At 71.0% G+C, this 19934-nt stretch carries 17 protein-coding genes and 1 tRNA gene; 14 read left to right on the top strand and 4 right to left on the bottom strand.

Annotated features, from left to right (window positions below; all coding sequences use genetic code 11):
* The 7 genes from ACZ619_RS12160 to ACZ619_RS12190 all read left to right on the top strand — a co-directional run bounded on the left by ACZ619_RS12160 (position 1) and on the right by ACZ619_RS12190 (position 6520).
* The gene (locus ACZ619_RS12160) at positions 1-960 is read left to right on the top strand and encodes a carbohydrate ABC transporter permease (protein ID WP_469597434.1); all 960 of its coding nucleotides are present in this window, start codon (positions 1-3) and stop codon (positions 958-960) included.
* Entirely contained in the window at positions 957-1832 is an 876-nt protein-coding gene (locus tag ACZ619_RS12165) for a carbohydrate ABC transporter permease (RefSeq protein WP_469597436.1), read from the top strand. The genes ACZ619_RS12160 and ACZ619_RS12165 overlap by 4 nt, the downstream gene beginning before the upstream one ends.
* A 37-nt stretch (positions 1833-1869) precedes the next feature.
* The gene (locus tag ACZ619_RS12170; protein ID WP_469597529.1) at positions 1870-2451 is read left to right on the top strand and encodes a hypothetical protein; all 582 of its coding nucleotides are present in this window, start codon (positions 1870-1872) and stop codon (positions 2449-2451) included.
* Positions 2452-2545: 94 nt separating this feature from the next.
* Complete coding sequence (locus ACZ619_RS12175) at positions 2546-5284, top strand: exo-rhamnogalacturonan lyase family protein (protein WP_469597439.1); 2739 nt, start codon at positions 2546-2548, stop codon at positions 5282-5284.
* A gap of 123 nt (positions 5285-5407) precedes the next feature.
* A complete protein-coding gene (locus tag ACZ619_RS12180; protein WP_469597442.1) occupies positions 5408-5854 on the top strand; it encodes an SRPBCC family protein in 447 nt (148 codons plus the stop codon).
* Between the two features lie 39 nt (positions 5855-5893).
* Positions 5894-5968, top strand: a tRNA-Val gene (locus ACZ619_RS12185).
* A 126-nt stretch (positions 5969-6094) separates the two neighbouring features.
* Positions 6095-6520 carry a hypothetical protein gene (locus ACZ619_RS12190; RefSeq protein ID WP_469597444.1) on the top strand — a complete coding sequence of 142 codons (426 nt, stop codon included), beginning with the start codon at positions 6095-6097 and terminating at the stop codon, positions 6518-6520.
* 40 nt (positions 6521-6560) lie between these two features.
* Here ACZ619_RS12190 and ACZ619_RS12195 read toward each other — a convergent pair whose 3' ends face one another.
* Positions 6561-7286 (bottom strand): exonuclease domain-containing protein, encoded by a 726-nt coding sequence (locus tag ACZ619_RS12195; RefSeq protein WP_469597447.1) that lies wholly within the window; start codon positions 7284-7286, stop codon positions 6561-6563.
* 169 nt (positions 7287-7455) lie between these two features.
* On the opposite strand from ACZ619_RS12195, the gene ACZ619_RS12200 reads away from it, so the two are divergent.
* The 3 genes from ACZ619_RS12200 (at position 7456) to thrS (ending at position 11342) form a co-directional block, all read left to right on the top strand.
* The gene (locus tag ACZ619_RS12200) at positions 7456-8022 is read left to right on the top strand and encodes a DUF4365 domain-containing protein (protein WP_189264664.1); all 567 of its coding nucleotides are present in this window, start codon (positions 7456-7458) and stop codon (positions 8020-8022) included.
* Complete coding sequence (locus ACZ619_RS12205; RefSeq protein WP_469597449.1) at positions 8019-9254, top strand: hypothetical protein; 1236 nt, start codon at positions 8019-8021, stop codon at positions 9252-9254. The genes ACZ619_RS12200 and ACZ619_RS12205 overlap by 4 nt, the downstream gene beginning before the upstream one ends.
* Positions 9255-9365: 111 nt before the next feature.
* A complete protein-coding gene (gene thrS, locus ACZ619_RS12210) occupies positions 9366-11342 on the top strand; it encodes a threonine--tRNA ligase (RefSeq protein WP_469597451.1) in 1977 nt (658 codons plus the stop codon).
* A gap of 28 nt (positions 11343-11370) precedes the next feature.
* On the opposite strand, the gene ACZ619_RS12215 is transcribed toward thrS, so the two are convergent.
* The gene (locus tag ACZ619_RS12215) at positions 11371-12066 is read right to left on the bottom strand and encodes a potassium channel family protein (protein ID WP_469597454.1); all 696 of its coding nucleotides are present in this window, start codon (positions 12064-12066) and stop codon (positions 11371-11373) included.
* Positions 12067-12133: 67 nt separating this feature from the next.
* Between ACZ619_RS12215 and ACZ619_RS12220 the strand changes: the two genes are divergently transcribed.
* Positions 12134-12694, top strand: coding sequence for an HIT family protein (locus ACZ619_RS12220; protein ID WP_469597456.1), 561 nt, complete (start codon positions 12134-12136; stop codon positions 12692-12694).
* Between the two features lie 93 nt (positions 12695-12787).
* On the opposite strand, the gene ACZ619_RS12225 is transcribed toward ACZ619_RS12220, so the two are convergent.
* Positions 12788-14431, bottom strand: coding sequence for a hypothetical protein (locus ACZ619_RS12225; protein ID WP_469597459.1), 1644 nt, complete (start codon positions 14429-14431; stop codon positions 12788-12790).
* 173 nt (positions 14432-14604) lie between these two features.
* The gene (locus ACZ619_RS12230; protein WP_469597460.1) at positions 14605-16803 is read right to left on the bottom strand and encodes an elongation factor G-like protein EF-G2; all 2199 of its coding nucleotides are present in this window, start codon (positions 16801-16803) and stop codon (positions 14605-14607) included.
* Between the two features lie 280 nt (positions 16804-17083).
* Here ACZ619_RS12230 and pgsA point away from each other — a divergent pair, with 280 nt between their 5' ends.
* The 3 genes from pgsA to ACZ619_RS12245 are packed head-to-tail and all read left to right on the top strand — an operon-like array spanning position 17084 to position 19823.
* Complete coding sequence (pgsA, locus tag ACZ619_RS12235; protein WP_469597461.1) at positions 17084-17761, top strand: phosphatidylinositol phosphate synthase; 678 nt, start codon at positions 17084-17086, stop codon at positions 17759-17761.
* A complete protein-coding gene (locus tag ACZ619_RS12240; protein WP_469597463.1) occupies positions 17758-18666 on the top strand; it encodes a phosphatidylinositol mannoside acyltransferase in 909 nt (302 codons plus the stop codon). The genes pgsA and ACZ619_RS12240 overlap by 4 nt, the downstream gene beginning before the upstream one ends.
* Positions 18663-19823, top strand: a complete 1161-nt coding sequence (locus tag ACZ619_RS12245; RefSeq protein WP_469597465.1) for a glycosyltransferase family 4 protein — start codon at positions 18663-18665, stop codon at positions 19821-19823. The genes ACZ619_RS12240 and ACZ619_RS12245 overlap by 4 nt, the downstream gene beginning before the upstream one ends.
* Positions 19824-19934: the final 111 nt, after the last annotated feature.

The raw sequence follows: 19934 nt of genomic DNA on the forward strand, positions 1-19934 counted from the left end.
GTGACGCTCGTCAAGGACTCGCTGCCCGCGGCACGCGGGACGAGCTCGGCCGCCCCCGCAACCGCGGGGCGGCCGAGCCGCCGGCGTGAGAACCTCGCCGGCTACCTCTTCATGTCCCCGTGGATCGCGGGTTTCCTGCTGCTGACCGCGGGCCCGATGATCGCCTCGCTGTACTTCGCGTTCACCGACTACAACCTCTTCAACACACCGAAGTGGGTCGGGTTCGACAACTTCACCAAGATGCTCGACGACCCCCGCTGGCAGAAGTCGGTGGAGGTGACCGCGAAGTACGTCGTCATCGGCACTCCGCTGAAGCTGCTGCTGGCGCTCGGGGTGGCGATGCTGCTGGCCCAGAGCCGTCGCGGCCAGGCCTTCTACCGGGCCGCCTTCTACGCCCCCTCGCTGATCGGCGCGAGTGTCTCCGTCGGCTTCGTCTGGCGGTCGCTGTTCTCCGACGGCGCGGTCGTGGACCGTACCCAGACCTTCTTCGGCTGGCACGTCGGCGGCTGGGTCGGCAACGCCGACTGGGTGCTGTACTGCCTGGTCGCGCTGACGGTGTGGCAGTTCGGCGCGCCCATGGTCATCTTCCTGGCGGGCCTGAAGCAGGTGCCCAGGGAGCTGTACGAGGCGGCCGAGATGGACGGCGCCGGGCCGCTGCGGAGGTTCTGGAACATCACCCTGCCGATGATCTCCCCGGTGCTCTTCTTCAACGTGCTGCTGGAGACCATCCACTCCTTCCAGATCTTCGCCTCGGCGTACGTCGTCTCCAACACGGCCTGCGGACCGGCCGACGCCACGCTCGTCTACACCTGCTACCTGTACCAGCAGGGATTCAAGAACGCCCAGATGGGCTTCGCCGCCGCGATGGCCTGGATGCTGCTGCTCGCGGTCGCCCTGGTGACGGCCGTCCTCTTCTGGTCCCAGAAGAAGTGGGTGCACTACGAGGAGGGCGCTCGATGAGTGCGATCACCACCAAGCTCACGGACGGGACCGGCCGCAAGCGCGCGGGTTCCCTCGTCTGGCACCTCGGCGCCCTGGCCGTCCTCGTGGTCATCCTCTACCCGGTGGTCTGGGTGATCGGCGCCTCGTTCAAGCCGAGCAAGGACATCATCAACAGCCTCACGCTGTTCCCGTCCCACCCGATCGTGTCCAACTTCAAGGGCCTGGCCGACGGCATCGCGGACATCAGCATCTGGACCTTCTTCCAGAACTCCCTCTTCTACGCCGTCGGCGCCGTGGTCGGTGTGCTCGTCTCCTGCTCGCTCACCGCCTACGCCTTCGCCCGCATCCGGTTCGCCGGCCGCAACCTGCTCTTCTCCCTGATGATCGGCACCCTGCTGCTGCCGTACCACGTGCTGCTGATCCCGCAGTACGTGATGTTCCAGAAGCTGGGCTGGATCAACACCTACACCCCGCTCCTGATCGGCAAGTACCTCGCCACCGAGGCGTTCTTCGTCTTCCTGATGGTGCAGTTCATGCGGAACCTGCCCCGGGAGCTGGACGAGGCGGCCCGGCTCGACGGCTGCGGGCACTTCCGCATCTACTGGTCGATCGTGCTGCCGCTGTGCCGGCCCGCGCTCATCACCAGCGCGATCTTCACCTTCATCAACGCCTGGAACGACTTCATGGGCCCGCTGATCTACCTCAACGAGCCCGGCAAGTACACGGTCTCCCTGGGCCTGATGATGTTCCGCGACTCCGACGGGGTGGCCGCCAACTACGGCGGGATGATCGCCATGTCCCTGGTCGCGCTGCTGCCCGTGCTGCTGTTCTTCCTCGCCTTCCAGCGCTATCTGATCGACGGAATGGCGACCTCCGGACTGAAGGGCTGAGACCGTGGCCGACGACGTACGGGTGAAGGACGTACGGGTGAAGGACGTGCGGGTGAAGACCGGCGCCTTCTCCGACCGGTTCGGTGTCTTCGCCGAGTGTCTGCTCACCGGCGTGTGGATCGCCGTCGCCTCACTGGGCGTCGTCACCTGGCCGGCCGCCTTCGCCGCCGGCGCCCGGCACCTGCGCCGCCGCGCCGGCCACGTGGGCGGCGGCGGGCGGGAGTTCGTCGCGGACTTCCGTCGCGCGCTGCGCGGCGGCTGGGCCGTCGGGCTGGCCGGCTGGGCCGCGGTCGCGGTCGCCTGGGTGGACGTCCAGGCGGTCCGGGCCGGTCTGCCCGGCGGGCCGCTCGTCGGGGCCGTGGGGCTGTTCGCGGTGATCGGCCTGGTGGTCGCCGGGCTGCGCGCGGCGGCCGTCTGGGCCCCGGGCGACCGCTGGCGCACCCTGCTCCCGGCGGCCGGCCGCCGTACCGTCCTCGACCCCGGCGGATCCTTCCTGCTCGTCGGGGGAGCGGTCCTCGTGGTCTGTTCCGCGCTGCTCATCGCGCCGCTGGCGGTGCCCGTGCTGGGCGCCGTCGCGGCGGCGGCCGTCGCCGTGGAGGAACGCCTCCGCCGCCGCTGACCGGCCTCGTACCAGGGGCGGCGCCACCGGCGCCGTACCTCTATCTGTCATGCCCCTGACCACCTTGCACCCGCACGGAAAGGAAAGGCGGAAAATGTCTCCCATCCCCCGCAGGTCCCTCCTCAAGGCGGCCGCCGTCGCCGGCGCCGCCGCCCAGTTCAGCTGGGCGCTCGGCGCGAAGAGCGCGCAGGCCGCGCCCGTGGCCGGGGCCGCCGACGCGGACCCGGTGACCCTGGACTGGCTGGAGGACGGCGGCCTCGGCGCCGCACCCGGCGCGACCGTGGGCGTGCCCTGGCCGATGGGCGCCTTCCAGGAGGACCAGACGTTCGCGCTGACGGACGAGGACGGCAAGGACGTGCCGGTCCAGTCCTGGCCGATCGCCTACTGGCCGGACGGCTCCCTCAAGTGGACCGCCCACGCCGTCGGTTCGGGCGACGGCAAGCTCACCCTCGCGGCGGGCGACCCGGCGGCACCGTCCCGGAAGGTCACCGTCGACAGGAGCGGCGGCACGATCGACGTGTCCACCGGCGTCATCGCGGTGAAGATCGGCAAGAACGGCTCGACGCTGATCAAGTCGGTCACCCGCGGCTCGACGGAGATCGCCAGGAACGGCCGGCTGGTCCTGGTCCGGCAGCCCGAGGCCGAGGACGAGGACCAGGGCACGGTCAAGACCGAGCGCTTCGACGGCGCGATCGACTCCGTCACCGTCGAACAGGACGGCCCGGTCCGCGCGGTCGTCCGCATCGACGGCAAGCACCGCAAGGGAAGCCGGAGTTGGCTGCCGTTCTCGATCCGCCTCTACTTCTACGCGGGCGCCGACTCCTTCCGCATGGTCCACACGATCACCTACGACGGCACGCAGGAGCCGGGCAAGGCGAGCGGCGACTTCATCCGCGGGCTCGGCGTCCGCTTCAGCGTGCCGATGCGCGACGAGGCCTACGACCGGCACATCCGCATCGGCGGCGAGGGAACGGGCCTGCTGCGCGAAGCCGTCCAGGGCATCACCGGGCTGCGTCGCGACCCGGGCGCGGCCGTCCAGGCCGCCCAGTACGCGGGCGAGAAACTGCCCGACCCGTCCACCTGGGACCAGCGGGTCACCACCCGCCTCCAGTACATCCCGCACTGGGGCGACTACACCCTCTCCCAGCTCTCCGCCGACGGCTTCACCCTGCGCAAGCGCACGAAGAAGGGGTACGGCTGGATCGCGGCCGGCGGCGGCGGGCGGGCCTCCGGCTTCGGGTACGTCGGCGGGGCGAGCGGCGGATTCTCCTTCGGGCTAAGGGACTTCTGGGAGAAGTTCCCGGCCCAGCTCGACATCCGGGACGCGCACACCGACGAGGCCGAGGTGACCCTCTGGCTCTGGTCGCCCGAGGCCCAGCCGATGGACCTGCGCTTCTACCACGACGGCATGGACCAGGACACCTACGCCGAGCAGCTCGAAGGCCTCAACATCACCTACGAGGACTACGAGCCCGAGTTCGGCACCCCCTACGGCATCGCCCGCACCTCGGAACTGCTGTTCTGGGCCAACGAGACGACACCGACACCGCAGGCGCTCGCCGGCCAGGTCGAGGCGGTCCGGGTGCTCCCGCAACTCGCCGCCCCGCCCAAGCAGTTGATCAAGGCCAAGGTCTTCGGCCCGGGGCTGTTCTCCGAGCCGGACCGCTCCACCGACGCCAAGGCGAAGATCGAGGACCACCTCGACTTCCTCTTCACCTACTACAAGGACCAGGTGGAGCAACGCCGTTGGTACGGCTTCTGGGACTACGGCGACTTCATGCACACCTACGACACCGTGCGCCACCAGTGGCGTTACGACGTCGGCGGCTACGCCTGGGACAACTCCGAGCTCTCGCCCGACCTGTGGCTCTGGTACGCGTACCTGAGAAGCGGCCGCTCGGACATCTTCCGGTTCGCCGAGGCGCTCACCCGGCACACCGGCGAGGTCGACGTCTACCACATCGGCCAGTGGGCGGGCCTGGGCACCCGGCACGGCGTCCAGCACTTCGCGGACAGCGCCAAGCAGCAGCGCATCTCCAACACCACCTACCGGCGCTTCTACTACTTCCTCACCGCCGACGAACGCGTCGGCGACCTCATGGCCGCCAACGTCGACTCCGACGAGACATTCCTCGTCCTGGACCCGCTGCGCAAGGTCCGCACCGACCCCTACACCCCCGACCGGCACGCCCTGTCGATCGGCTTCGGCACCGACTGGAGCGGTCTGGTCTCGGCCTGGCTCACCGAGTGGGAACGCAAGGGGCCCAAGTGGGAGAAGGCCAAGGCGCGCGTCCTGTCGACCATGGAGGGCATCGCCGCCCAGCCCAACGGCTTCGTCCAGGGCAGCGGCCTGTACGACCTCGACACCGGTGAGTTCGCCACCGCGGACACCCCGGTCGTCTCCGTGTCCCACCTCTCGGCCGTCTTCGGCCTCAACGAGCTGTGCGCCGAGCTCATCTACCTGACCGACATACCGAAGTTCAACGAGGCGTACTTCGACTACTGCCGCTACTTCAACGCCACCAAGGCCGAACAGGCGGCACGCTACGGCTCCAACTTCGGCACCCTGCTGCTCTTCCAGGGCCACTCGCGCCTCGACGCCTACGCCGCCGTACAGACCGGTGACGAGACGCTGGCCAAGCGGGCGTGGACGAAGTTCTACGGCTCGGACGGCTACCTGGAGTCCTCGCCGTGGAAGACCGAGCCGCTGTCCGGCCCGGTGACCCTCGTCGCGGGCAGCGAGGCGAGCTGGGTGGCGTCCAACGACACCGCGCTGTACGGGCTCGCCGCCATCGAGAACCTCGCCCTGCTGGGCGACAGGATGCCCTCTTAGCGGGAGGGAGCGGGGGAGCGCCGTCGCACGGGCGGCGGCGCTCGTACCGCGAGTGTGGTCCAGGTCACTCGGCGGGGGCATGAGTACGCGTACTCAGATCACCGCGGCGGGCAGACTCCGCCCATGGACTGGACCCACTACCGCTTCCTCAGCCGGTGGCCGCTGCCGTTCCCGCCCGAGGCCGTCTACGCCGCGCTCGAACGAGTCGAGGACTATCCGCTCTGGTGGCCCCAGGTGCGCACGGTGAGCAGGCTGGACGACACCACGGGGATCATCACCATCCGCTCCGTCCTGCCGTACGACATGACGTTCACGGCGCGCCGGACGCGGCGCGATCCGGATGCGGGTCTGCTGGAGATCGCGATGAGCGGCGACCTCCACGGCTGGGCCCGCTGGACGGTCACCGCCGAGGGCACCGGCAGCCTCGCCCGCTACGAGCAGGTCGTCGACGTCGACAAGCCGCTGCTGCGCCGACTGGCCGTGCCCGGGAGGCCGTTGTTCCGCGCCAACCACCGGCTGATGATGCGGGCCGGACGGCGGGGGCTGACCGGACACCTCCGAGCGGTTTGAACGGAACCCGCCGGTACCTGTATCGTTCACTGCGTTCCCGGGCGATTAGCTCAGTGGGAGAGCGCTTCGTTCACACCGAAGAGGTCACTGGTTCGAACCCAGTATCGCCCACCACCGGGAAAGCCGGTCCGCACCAGCGGACCGGCTTTTTGTCGTCCTGAGGGCGGCTCATGAACAGCGCGAAAGGTGAGAGGACGCGACGGAGAAGGCTTCCCGTGAACCGGCACCGGGTCGCCCGGCGTGCTGGTGACCGCCGTCGTCACGGGCATCGGGCTGACGCTCGTCGCCTGCGGAGGGGAGCTGGACCGGCGTACCGCGCGCGGTACCCGCCTCCGGCTCCAGGCCGAGGCCTTCCGGCGCTATGTGGCCGACCCCGGTACCGTCCCCGGCGAACTCCCCACCGGACGGCGGGCGGAGCTCTACGGGGCCTGGGCCGTGGCGCTCGGTGTGGAAGCCGCCTGGGAGGCGGCCGCGGGTGCCTCCGCCTCCCGGCCGGCAGGACGTGCCGACGCACCCGTCCTTGACCGCACCGGCCTGCTGCTCGCCGCCATGGTCTTCGCCGGTTCCGGCCCGCCCTCCGGCACCGGCGGGGCGAGCGGCGGCGGTTTCTCCTCCTCCGGCGGCGTCGGCGGTGGCGCCGGAGGAGGCGGAGACGGTTCCTGGTGAAGTGACGTGCGGGGCGCCGGTACGCCCGGCACCCCGCACCTCAGGCCGCCGTCGGCAGGTCCGGGCGCAGGGGCCAGTCCTGGTTCACCGTCTCCGGCGTGCCGCTGCGGGTGAACCACGCCTGGAGGCCGCGGGCCTGCGCCGCGTGCCACGTGGTCTGCAGGGTGTGCAGCTCGGCGGGGGTCAGGCGCTCCAGCCGGGCCGCGAAGCGGCGGCCCAGCGCCCGTACGACCTCCAGCGAGGCGAGCGCGTCGGCGCCCGCGTCGTGCGCGCCCTCCAGGGTGACCTCGTAGTGCGCGCAGAGGTCGGTCAGGGTGCGGCGGCCCTTGCGGTAGCGGTCCAGATGCTTGTCCAGGACCCGGGGGTCGAGCACGAGCAGCGGGCTCGCCTCGAACCAGCGGTCCAGCGAGGACGCCCGGTGCCGGCGCAACTCGCGGTCCAGCAGGGTCAGATCGAACGGCGCGTTCATCACCACCAGCGGGCGGCGCATCGCCGCGTGCTCGGCCAGTTCCTCGGCTATCTCGTGCATCACCGGCGCCGGCCAACGGCCGTTGCGCTGGAGGTGTTCCTCCGTCAGCCCGTGCACCGCCGTCGCCGCCTGCGGCACCGGCACACCCGGGTTCACCAGCCAGCGGGTCACCCTGGGCCGGGTGCCCGGGGCGTCCTGGACGACGACGGCGGCCGACACGATGCGGTCGGTCTCGACGTCGACGCCTGTGGTCTCCGTGTCGAAAGCGGCCAGAGGCCCCTCGTACCAGCACGTCATGCCTACACAACTCCTCGTTCACCCAGGGCAGGTGACGTTCCGTCTTCTGCCTGTTTGGTGATACCCGGGCCGTTTGCGACGTACGCCGGAAGGACACAACAGGAGTGCGGGTCTTTGCAGTTCAGCGGCCCGTCACGGGGAAACTCTTTGGCTGGGAAGGCTGTTGGCCATGGCGATAGCGCAGCCCGAGCGGGGCGGGCTGCTGCCCGAACGCACGGGCCCCCATCGCGGCACGCTCGCGACCACCGCCTGCATGGAGACACTGCAGGTGGGCTATCTGCACGCCGTCGCGGCGGCGGCCGGCTGCTCGCTGTCGCAGCCGTTTCCGGACAACGGCATCGACTGGCACGTCAGCCACGGCTCGCCCGGTCACACCGTCGACGACGAGGTGACCATCAAGGTGCAGCTCAAGTGCACGTACCAGATCGCGCCCAACCCGCCGGGACGTTTCTTCTCCTTCACGCTCGACAACGACCACCTGCGCAAGCTCGCCCGCACGCCGGTGTCGGTGCACAAGATCCTCGTGGTGATGCTGGTGCCGCGCTCCCAGGACGACTGGCTGCGCGCCAGCCACGACCGGCTCGATCTGCGCCACTGCTGCTACTGGGTCAACCTGGCAGGGCACCCGATCACCGGCCGCCACCGGACCACCGTGCGGATCCCGACCTCGCGCATCTTCGACGACCGGGCGCTCTGCGAGATCATGACGCGGGTCGGGACGGGAGGCAGACCATGAGGCACCGTCCGCACGAGGAGCCGCCGCGGGAGGTCCGTCCGCACCCCGACGATCTCCACGGGCCCCGCTGGCACCACCCGCCCGAGCCCGCCGAGGTCGACCCCGTCGTGCTCGGCGCCCTGCTGCGCCGGCACGGCTGGCAGCGGCGCGGCGGAGCACCGGGGCGCTACGGCCGCTGGACCCCACCCGGGCCGGGCAGCACCGGCACCAGCCTGCTGGTACCCGAGAGCCGCGCCTTCCCGGACAGTGACGACCTGCTCGGGGAGGCGCTCACCGCTCTCGTGCGCAGCGGCACGCCCGCCGCCCGCGAGGTGCTGGTGGGACTCGCCGTACCCAGCGACGAGGTCCGCTGGTGGCGGGACGTGCCCGGCGGGCCCGCCGACACCACCTCCTGGACGGCCGAGGAGCAACTGCGCACCGCCGCCCGGCAGACCCTGCTGGCCGGCGCGCTCGCCACCCGCGCGCGGGCCGGCTACTACGGCGCCCGGCACAAGCGCTCGGCCGCCACCATGCTGGAGAGCGTGCTGGTCGGCTCGGCGGAGGGCGGGCGCGCCGTGACCGCCTTCCTGCCCGTCGGCACCGCCCGGCCGCTGGCCGTACGCCTCCACCAGGCGCTGTACGCCGCCCGCGAGGCCATCGACTACCAGCGGGCCACCGGCGGCATGGACGCCTTCGACGGGGCCGTCGAGGCGGGCGTGAGCCGTGAGCTGACCGACGCCCTCGTCACGCTCGTGCGCGGCACGGAGGGTGCGCGGATCTCCGTCGAGTGGGCGCCGGGCGCCGGGACCCCCGACGGCTGCGCGGCCACCGCCGAACCCGTCGACTTCTCGCCCGGCGACCTGCCCGTGCTGCGCGAGGCAGGCGCCCGCTACCTGCGCGAGGAGCCCTCCGTCGCGGTCCGCGTCACCGGGACCGTGGTCCGCATGCGCCGCTCCGACCCGCGCGGCGAGGGCTCGGTACGGCTGCGGGTGATCGCCGGGGCCGAGGTGCCCTACGTCCGGGTCACCCTCGACGAGGAGGACTACCGGATCGCCGGGCAGGCGCACCTCGTGGGGCTTCCGGTGCGGGTGCACGGCCGGCTGGAGAGCCGGGGCGGCTTCCGCCGGCTGTCCGGTGCCTCCGGGGTCGTACCGGTACAGGTGGACGACGCCGAGCGGGACAGCCTGATGAAGTCGTTGCAGGAGAATCTCGACTTCTTCGAGGAGGCGTGCACCGGCGACGACTGCGACTGAGGGCCGACTGTCGGTAACCGTTTCGCGGTGGGCGGGGCCGGGTCGGTACGATCCGGTATTGCGCGCGCTCCTGGTACGGCGCCCGCATCCACCTTCAGGCAGGAGAGACCGGTGTCAGACGTCCGTGTGATCATCCAACGCGATTCCGAGCGGGAAGAGCGCGTGGTGACGACGGGCACTACGGCCGCCGAGCTCTTCGCCGGCGAGCGCGCCGTCATCGCCGCCCGGGTGGCCGGCGAGCTCAGGGACCTCGCGTACGCGCCGGCCGAGGGCGAGGTCGTGGAGCCGGTCGAGATCTCCTCCGAGGACGGTCTCAACATCCTGCGCCACTCCACCGCCCACGTCATGGCCCAGGCCGTCCAGGAGATCTTCCCGGAGGCCAAGCTGGGCATCGGCCCGCCGGTCAAGGACGGCTTCTACTACGACTTCGACGTCGAGAAGCCGTTCACGCCCGAGGATCTCAAGGCCGTCGAGAAGAAGATGCAGGAGATCCAGAAGCGCGGGCAGCGGTTCGCCCGCCGCGTGGTGAGCGACGACGCCGCCCGCGAGGAGCTGGCGGACGAGCCGTACAAGCTGGAGCTGATCGGCCTCAAGGGCTCGGCGTCCAGCGACGACGGCGCGGACGTCGAGGTCGGCGCCGGTGAGCTGACGATCTACGACAACCTGGACGCCAAGACCGGCGAGCTGTGCTGGAAGGACCTCTGCCGGGGTCCGCACCTGCCCTCCACCCGTCTCATCCCGGCGTTCAAGCTGATGCGCAACGCGGCCGCCTACTGGCGCGGCAGCGAGAAGAACCCCATGCTCCAGCGCATCTACGGCACCGCCTGGCCGTCCAAGGACGAGCTGAAGGCGTACCTCGACTTCCTCGCCGAGGCCGAGAAGCGCGACCACCGCAAGCTGGGCAACGAGCTGGACCTGTTCTCCATCCCGGAGCAGATCGGCTCCGGCCTCGCCGTCTTCCACCCCAAGGGCGGCATCGTCCGCCGCACGATGGAGGACTACTCGCGCCGCCGGCACGAGGAGGAGGGCTACGAGTTCGTCTACACCCCGCACGCGACGAAGGGGAAGCTCTTCGAGACGTCCGGGCACCTGGACTGGTACGCCGACGGCATGTACCCGCCCATGCAGCTCGACGAGGGCGTGGACTACTACCTCAAGCCCATGAACTGCCCGATGCACAACCTGATCTTCGACGCGCGCGGCCGCTCCTACCGTGAACTGCCGCTGCGCCTCTTCGAGTTCGGGACCGTGTACCGGTACGAGAAGTCCGGTGTCGTGCACGGCCTGACCCGGGCCCGCGGCTTCACGCAGGACGACGCGCACATCTACTGCACCAAGGAGCAGATGGCGGAGGAGCTCGACAAGACGCTCACCTTCGTCCTGAACCTGCTGCGCGACTACGGCCTCACCGACTTCTACCTGGAGCTCTCCACCAAGGACCCGGAGAAGTTCGTCGGCTCCGACGAGGTCTGGGAGGAGGCCACGCAGACGCTTCGCGCGGTCGCCGAGAAGCAGGGCCTCCCGCTCGTCCCGGACCCGGGCGGCGCCGCCTTCTACGGCCCGAAGATCTCCGTGCAGGCCAAGGACGCCATCGGCCGCACCTGGCAGATGTCGACCGTCCAGCTCGACTTCAACCTGCCCGAGCGGTTCGACCTGGAGTACACCGCCGCCGACGGCACCAAGCAGCGCCCGGTGATGATCCACCGCGCCCTGTTCGGCTCCATCGAGCGGTTCTTCGCGGTGCTCCTGGAGCACTACGCGGGCGCCTTCCCGGCGTGGCTGGCGCCGGTCCAGGCGGTGGGCATCCCGATCGGCGACGGGCACGTCGAGTACCTGCAGAAGTTCGCGGCCGAGGCCAGGAAGAAGGGCCTGCGGGTCGAGGTCGACGCCTCTTCGGACCGTATGCAGAAGAAGATCAGGACCGCCCAGAAGCAGAAGGTCCCGTTCATGATCATCGTGGGTGACGAGGACATGAGCGCGGGCACGGTGTCGTTCCGCTACCGCGACGGTTCGCAGGAGAACGGCATTGCGTTCGACGAGGCCATCGCGAAGATCGCGAAGGTGGTCGAGGAGCGGACCCAGGTCTGATCCCGGCACCGGCGGAGGCCCCCGGAGATCATCTCTCCGGGGGCCTCTCCCTGTCCTCGGCCTGTCTCTCCCGTGCGACCAGCTTCTCCTCCTCGCCCAGCGCGAACCGCTGGAGCAGCCACGACGAGAACGACCCCGTGACCGCGCCCAGCAGTCCCAGACCGCAGGCCATCAGCCCCACGGCGATGAACCGGCCCATGAAGGTCACCGGGACGACATCGCCGTAGCCGACGGTGGAGAGGGTCGAGCAGGTCCACCACACCGAGTCGCCGAAGGTGCGGATCGAGGCGTTCGGCGCCGAGCGCTCGGCCTGGTACACCGCGAGCGCGCCCGCGAAGCCCAGCAGCGAGATCGACAGCCCCGCGTAGGCGGCCACACGCGCCTGGAGACCGAGCCGGGGCTCCCCGTGCCGGCGCTGGATCGCCTCGTACGTCCGCACGATCCGCACCGGCCGCAGCAGGGGCAGCAGCAGGACGAGGCTGTCCAGCCAGTGCCGGTGCACGAACCCCGGCCCCTGGCCGCTGAGCCGCCAGCGCACCCCGTAGTCGACGGCGAACATCGCCCACGCGGTGTACGTCAGCGACAGGAACAGCGCGTGCGCGCCCTCGGGCAGCCCGGGGAGCAGCACATGCACCGCGTACGAGCCCAGGAAGACCAGTGACGCGATGCCGAGCGGCAGGTCGGTCCTGCGCTCCCAGCGGGCCAGCCTGCTGTCGTCGTCCATCCGCACAGCTTCGCCGCAGACCGCTTTGCGCTGGCCCCGGCGACACGCCGCGAACGGGCGAAGCCATATGCTGCCTCACATGACGAGTGAGCCGGAACAGCAGATCGGAGTGGGGACGCAGGACGCGTTCCAGCGCCTGTGGACGCCCCACCGGATGGCCTACATCCAGGGTGAGAACAAGCCGACCGGGCCAGGTGCCGACGACGGCTGTCCCTTCTGCTCGATACCGGCGAAATCCGACGAGGACGGGCTGGTCGTGCGGCGCGGCGAGCACGTCTACGCGGTGCTCAACCTCTACCCGTACAACGGCGGTCACCTGATGACGGTCCCGTACCGTCATGTCGCCGACTACACGGACCTGACCGCCCCGGAGACCGTGGAACTCGCCGAGCTGACCAAGCAGGCGATGACCGCCCTGCGCACGGCCTCGGGCGCGCACGGCTTCAACATCGGCATGAACCAGGGCTCGGTGGCGGGCGCCGGCATCGCGGCCCACCTCCACCAGCACATCGTCCCCCGCTGGGGCGGCGACACCAACTTCATGCCGGTGGTGGGCCACACCCGCGTGCTTCCCCAGCTGCTGGCGGACACCCGGAAGATGCTGGCCGAGGCCTGGCCGACGGCCTGATCCCGACCGCTCCCCTCCCGCGCACGGGGGAGGGGAGCGCGGTCGTCCCGGCCGGACCCGAGCGACCGGCCGGACTCAGGCGTCCGGCCGGGCTCACGCGTCGTACTTGTCGGCCTTCTTCGGCGAGACGTCCTGGACCGCGCCGCTGAGCGAGCCCGCGCGGGAGTTGAACTTGTCCAGGTCGACGTCGTGCTCCCGGAGCACGCTGAGCGCGGCCCGGTGCACCGCGCGGAGTATCGGGGTGGCGGCGCGCAGCGCGTCGTCGGCCATGAAGCGGTGGTTCCAGGGCTGGTCGGCCCACGCGTGCCGCAGACCGAACGGTTCGGGCAGGCCGATCGAACCGCCCAGCCACTTCAGCAGCGGCGGGTACCAGCTGATCGACGCCCGCGCGGCCAGCCGGACCACCTCGTCCGGGGTGACCAGCGGCAGCTTGATGGTCCGGGTCTCCCAGAACCGCACGGTCTTGGCGACCGTCTTGGTGGGCGCCGAGGGCTTGCCGCCGAACAGGCCGTTGACCGGGCCCAGGGCGTGGCCGGTGACCTCGATGCGCAGGGTCTCCTTCAGCACGGTCACGTTGGCCATCATCGTGATGATCAGGTCGCCGTTCCACAGGTACGGCCACTGCACGCCGAGGTAGTGCCGGTCGCCCTTGTCGAAGTGGTTGCTGTTGCAGATGTCCTCGACGCCCTTGGGGCCCACCTTGTAGTCGGTTCCCTCGGGCCGCGACACCGCCCCGGCGCCCTCGCCGACGTGGGTGACGATCCAGTGCTTGACCTGCGGCTCGGGGAAACCGCCGGTCTTCAGGTGCTGCCGGTGCAGCACGCTCAGCTCCTTCTCGATCTCCCGTACGACCGTCCAGGCCCGGAACTCGTGGACGCCCTTGACCGGGTCGAGCGGGACCAGTTCCTCGGCGAGGACCCAGGAACCCCAGCGGGTGCCCATGCCGAGGATGCCCTTGGAGCCCGCGTAGAAGACCGAGTTGGACTGCTGTTCGGCGCTGAGCCGGGCCAGGGACTGGCGCAGCTGCTCGGCCGCGGCCTGGTCGGGGCTGGTCGGCACCGCCTCGGGGACCTTCGCGCCGACGCTGCCGCCGGAGAGCAGACCGTCCCAGGCCGCGCGCAGGTCCTTCGCGGTGCCCTCGCACAGCCGCTTGGCCAGGTACCAGCCGGCCACCGGGAGCACGATGCAGCCGCGCGCGTACCAGCCCCAGAAGCCGGTGAGCGGCATCCGGATCAGGAAGATCACCGCGACCACGCCGACCGCGGCCAGCAGCGCGCTGCCGAGCCCGGAGACCCGCTTGTTGTCGGCCTTCAGCATGGTGGCGCGGAGCTGGAAGACGAGCAGCCACACCAGCAGGCCGGGCAGGAAGAGCACGCCGCACACGAGCATGAGGGCGGTCAGCCGGTTGTCGCGTTCCCGGCGGATGCGGTTGGCCGCGAGACAGTGCTCGACGACCACCTGGGGCTCGCAGCCGAAGGACTGGATGAGCGGCTTGCGGCCGACGCCCAGCATGCGGTCGATGACCGCCTGGGAGTACGCCTCACCGAAATTGGGCCGGAATATCTTCGCCCACTTGCGGCCCTCGGAGACCGAGGACTTGTGCCACTCGTTGTCGGCCTTCTTGATCTCCTCCATCGGTGTGTCCCGGTAGGCCGCCGAGGCCAGGGCGTAGGTCGGGGCCTGCGCCTCGCCGCCCGGCCTCGGTACCTGTGGCCCGAAGAAGTCCTCGAAGCTCATTCCCGCCCCCACTTGCCGCTGTCCCGCTTCTGCGGCTTTCCCGACTTCCGTACTCCGCACACCTGTTGATCAAGTAATCAGAGTATCCCCAGCCACCGGCGGGCGTCGGCGGACGGCCGAAGCCGTCCGCCGGGCCGTGCTGTTCCGGTCACGGTTGCCTGCTCTGTGACCGGTTAGGAGGCGTTCTTGGCCTGTTCCCGGATCTTCTCGGCGATCTGCGGCGGCATCGGTTCGTGCCGTGCGTACGAGCGGCTGAACCGGGCCGTGCCGTGCGAGAGCGACCGCAGGTCGACCGCGTACCGGCCGATCTCGAACTCCGGTACCTCCGCCCGGATAAGGGTGCGCCCGCCGTTGGTCTGCTCGGTGCCGAGGACCCGGCCGCGCCGTCCCGACAGGTCGCTCATCACGGCGCCCACGTAGTCGTCGCCGACCAGCACGCTCACCTCGGCCACCGGCTCCAGCAGATGGATCCTCGCGTCGGCCGCGGCCTCCCGGAGCGCCAGCGCGCCCGCCGTCTGGAACGCGGCGTCGGAGGAGTCCACCGAGTGCGCCTTGCCGTCGAGCAGCGTGATCCGCACGTCGACGAGCTGGTAGCCGGCCGCGACCCCCTTGACGGCCTGTGCCCGGACGCCCTTCTCGACCGACGGGATGAACTGGCGGGGCACCGCGCCGCCGACCACCTTGTCGACGAACTCGATGCCCGAACCGCCCGGCAGCGGCTCCACCTCGATCTCGCAGATCGCGAACTGCCCGTGCCCGCCGGACTGTTTGACGTGCCGGCCGCGCCCCGCGGACTTCCCGGCGAACGTCTCCCGCAGGGTCACCCTGTGCGGTACGACGTCGACCTGGACGCCGTAGCGGCTGCGCAGCCGTTCCAGGGCGACGTCCGCGTGGGCCTCGCCGAGGCACCACAGCACCACCTGGTGGGTGTCCTGGTTCTGTTCGAGCCGCATGGTCGGGTCCTCGGCGACGAGGCGGGACAGGCCCTGGGAGAGCTTGTCCTCGTCGGCCTTGCTGTGCGCCTGGATGGCCAGCGGCAGCAGCGGGTCCGGCATCTCCCACGGCTCCATGAGCAGCGGGTCGTCCTTGCCGGAGAGGGTGTCCCCGGTCTCCGCGCGGCCGAGCTTCGCCACGCACGCCAGGTCACCGGCGATGACATGGGTGACCGGCCGCTGCTGCTTGCCGAACGGCGTGGACAGGGCGCCGATGCGCTCGTCGACGTCGTGATCCTCGTGGCCGCGGTCGGCCAGGCCGTGCCCGGAGACGTGGACCGTCTCGTCCGGGCGCAGGGTGCCGGAGAAGACCCGGACCAGCGAGACCCGGCCGACGTACGGGTCGGACGCGGTCTTCACCACCTCGGCGACCAGCGGACCGCCGGTGTCGCACGGCTTGATCTCGCGCGGTGTCCCGTCGATCGTGGTGACCCCCGGCACGGGATGCTCGAAGGGGGTCGGGAAGCCGCCGGTGACCAGCTCCAGCAGCTCCACCGTGCCGAGCCCCTGCCGGGCCCCCTCGGCCGCGGGGGCGGCGGCCAGGACGGGGAAGAACGCGCCGCGGGCCACGGCCCGTTCCAGGTCCTCGACCAGCGTCTTCAGGTCGATCCGCTCGCCGCCCAGATAGCGGTCCATGAGCGTCTCGTCCTCACTCTCCGAGATGATGCCCTCGATCAGCCGGTTGCGGGCCTCCTCGATGCCCGGCAGCTGGTCGGGGCCCGGCTCGGACTCCTTGCGCTCCCCGGAGGAGTAGTCGAACAGCTTCTGTGTGAGCAGTCCGACCAGCCCGGTCACGGGCGCGTGCCCGTCCGGACCCTGCGGGCCGTGCAGCGGCAGGTAGAGGGGGAGCACGGCGTCGGGGTCGTCGCCGCCGAACGCCTCGGCGCACACCCGGGTCATCTGCTCGAAGTCCGCGCGGGCGGCCTCCAGGTGCGTGACGACGATCGCCCGCGGCATCCCGACGGCCGCGCACTCGTCCCACACCATCCGGGTCGAGCCGTCCACCCCGTCCGAGGCCGAGACGACGAAGAGGGCCGCGTCCGCCGCACGCAGACCGGCCCTCAGCTCACCGACGAAGTCGGCGTATCCCGGGGTGTCCAGGATGTTGATCTTTATTCCGTTCCAGTCGACCGGGACCAGCGACAGCTGTACGGAGCGCTGCTGCCGGTGCTCGATGTCGTCGTAGTCCGAGACGGTGCCGCCGTCCTCCACACGGCCCGCCCGGTTCACCGCTCCCGCGGTCAGCGCGAGAGCCTCCACCAATGTCGTCTTGCCCGATCCGGAGTGGCCGACCAGCACCACATTCCGTACGGACGCGGGGTGGTCGGCCGCCGTAGCCCTGCCGGCGGCCCCGGGGTGTTCCTTGACCTTGTCGCCCATGGTTATGCCTCCCGTGCACGGTGAGGTCTCTGTGGGCGCGGGCGAGCATGCCGGGCCGCGTGCGGTGGCGGCTCCGATGACGCCCGCGGTTATTCGAGCTTTCCACTCCCGTCACGGTGCGTCCATACGAAGGACGCGATCGTGCCCGCGCGGCCCTGACGCCATGACCACCGGTGCCGTCTGCGAGTGCCCACCCGCCGCACACAGGCACGCGTGGCTACGATGGGCCAGCCGGGGCGGCCAGCAGGGGCCGCACGGCGCAACGACCGTCGGGAAGGCCATGCTGAACAAGTACGCGCGTGCATTCTTCACGCGTGTCCTCACACCGTTCGCCGCGTTTCTCATCCGCCGGGGCGTGAGCCCGGACACGGTCACGTTCCTCGGCACGGCCGGAGTGGTCGCGGGCGCGCTGGTCTTCTTCCCCCGGGGTGAGTTCTTCTGGGGCACGATCGTGATCACGCTCTTCGTCTTCTCGGACCTGGTCGACGGCAACATGGCCCGGCAGCTGGGCCGCACCAGCCGCTGGGGCGCCTTCCTGGACTCCACCCTGGACCGGGTCGCCGACGGCGCGATCTTCGGCGGCTTCGCCCTCTGGTACGCGGGCAACGGCGACGACAACATGCTGTGCGCCGTCTCCATCTTCTGCCTGGCCAGCGGCCAGGTGGTGTCGTACACCAAGGCGCGCGGCGAGTCGATCGGGCTGCCGGTGGCCGTCAACGGTCTGGTGGAGCGCGCCGAACGCCTGGTGATCTCGCTGGTGGCGGGCGGCCTGGCCGGCTTCCACAAGTTCGGTGTCCCGGGCATCCAGGTCCTGCTCCCGATCGCCCTGTGGATCGTCGCCGTGGGCAGCCTCGTCACGCTCGTCCAGCGGGTCGTCACGGTCCGCCGGGAGTCCGCCGAGGCGGAGGCCGCGGCCGGGCGGGAGACGGCCTCCCACGGGAGCGAGGCCGGGCAGTGACCGCCGCGGACCGGCTCACCGACGCGCTCTACGGTGTCGGCTGGAGCACTGTCAGGAAGCTCCCCGAGCCGGTCGCCGTGCGCCTCGGCCGCACCATCGCGGACCTCGCCTGGAAGCGGCGCGGCAAGGGCGTCAGGCGCCTGGAGTCCAACTACGCGCGCGTGGTGCCCGACGCGGGCCCGGAGCGGCTGCGCGAGCTGTCGCGGGCGGGCATGCGGTCGTACCTGCGCTACTGGATGGAGTCCTTCCGGCTGCCCTCCTGGAGCGAGGAGCGGATCCGCACCGGCTTCGACGTCAAGGACGTCCACCACCTCACCGACGGACTCGCCTCCGGCCGGGGCGTGATCATCGCCCTGCCGCACCTGGCCAACTGGGACCTCGCCGGCGCCTGGGTCACCACCGACCTGCGGACCCCGTTCACCACGGTCGCCGAGCGCCTCAGGCCCGAGACGCTCTACGACCGGTTCGTCGCCTACCGCGAGGGCCTCGGCATGGAGGTGCTGCCGCACAGCGGCGGCTCCGCCTTCGGCACGCTGGCCCGGCGGCTGCGCGACGGCGGCCTGGTCTGCCTGGTCGCCGACCGCGACCTGTCCGAGTCGGGCGTCGAGGTCGACTTCTTCGGCGACCGGGCCCGGATGCCCGCCGGCCCCGCCCTGCTGGCCCAGCAGACGGGCGCCCACCTCGTGCCCGTCACCCTCTGGTACGACGAGACCCCCGTCATGAAGGGCCGGATCCACCCCCCGATCGAGGTGCCCCGCTCAGGTGACCGGGCCGCCATGACGTCCGTCATGACACAGGCGCTGGCCGATGCCTTCGCCACCGGGATCGCCGACCATCCGGAGGACTGGCACATGCTCCAGCGGCTGTGGCTCGCCGACCTCGACCCCGCGAAGGGACCGTCGTGAGGATCGGCATCGTCTGCCCCTACTCCTGGGACGTCCCGGGCGGCGTCCAGTTCCACATCCGCGACCTCGCCGAGTACTTCATCCGCCTCGGCCACGACGTCTCCGTGCTCGCCCCGGCCGACGACGACACCCCGCTGCCGCCGTACGTCGTCTCCGCGGGCCGCGCGGTCCCGGTGCCGTACAACGGCTCGGTGGCCCGCCTCAACTTCGGCTTCCTGTCCGCCGCGCGGGTGCGCCGCTGGCTGCACGACGGCGCGTTCGACGTGGTCCACATCCACGAGCCGACCTCGCCGTCCCTGGGACTGCTGACCTGCTGGGCGGCGCAGGGCCCGATGGTCGCGACCTTCCACACCTCCAACCCGCGCTCGCGCGCCATGATCGCCGCGTACTCGATCCTCCAGGCCGCCCTGGAGAAGATCAGCGCCCGGATCGCGGTGAGCGAGTACGCCCGCCGCACGCTCGTCGAGCACCTCGGCGGCGACGCCGTCGTGATCCCCAACGGCGTCGACGTCGACTTCTTCGCCAAGGCCGGGCCGCGCCCCGAGTGGCAGGGCGACACGATCGGCTTCATCGGCCGCATCGACGAGCCCCGCAAGGGCCTGCCGGTGCTGATGAAGGCCCTCCCCGCGATCTTCGCGGCCCGCCCGGGCACCCGGCTCCTGGTGGCCGGCCGGGGCGACGAGGAGGCCGCGGTCGAGTCGCTCCCCGCCGAGCTGCGCTCCCGAGTGGAGTTCCTCGGCATGATCAGCGACGAGGACAAGGCCCGCTTCCTGCGCAGCCTCGACCTGTACATCGCGCCCAACACCGGCGGCGAGAGCTTCGGGATCATCCTGGTGGAGGCCCTCTCCGCGGGCGCCCCCGTGCTCGCCTCCGACCTCGACGCCTTCGCCCAGGTCCTGGACCAGGGCGCGGCCGGCGAACTCTTCGCCAACGAGGACGCGGACGCGCTGGCCGAGGCGGCGGTACGGCTGCTGGCGGACCCCGGGCGCAGGGCGGAACTCAGCGAACGCGGCAGCGCGCACGTACGGCGCTTCGACTGGTCCACCGTGGGTGCGGACATCCTGTCGGTGTACGAGACGGTGACCGCGGGCGCGGCGGCGGTGGCCGCCGACGAGCGGTCGGGCCTGCGGGCCCGGTTCGGGCTGGCACGGGACTGAGCGCTCCGCCGGGAGGGCCGTGGAACGGTGTCTGCCGGTTGGCGGCTGTTGCGCCGTCGTGGGTGGTCGCGCGGTTCCCCGTGCCCCTTTCGGGCGCGGGTGTCGGCGTCT

The organism is Streptomyces sp. NPDC104367, from assembly GCF_055583825.1.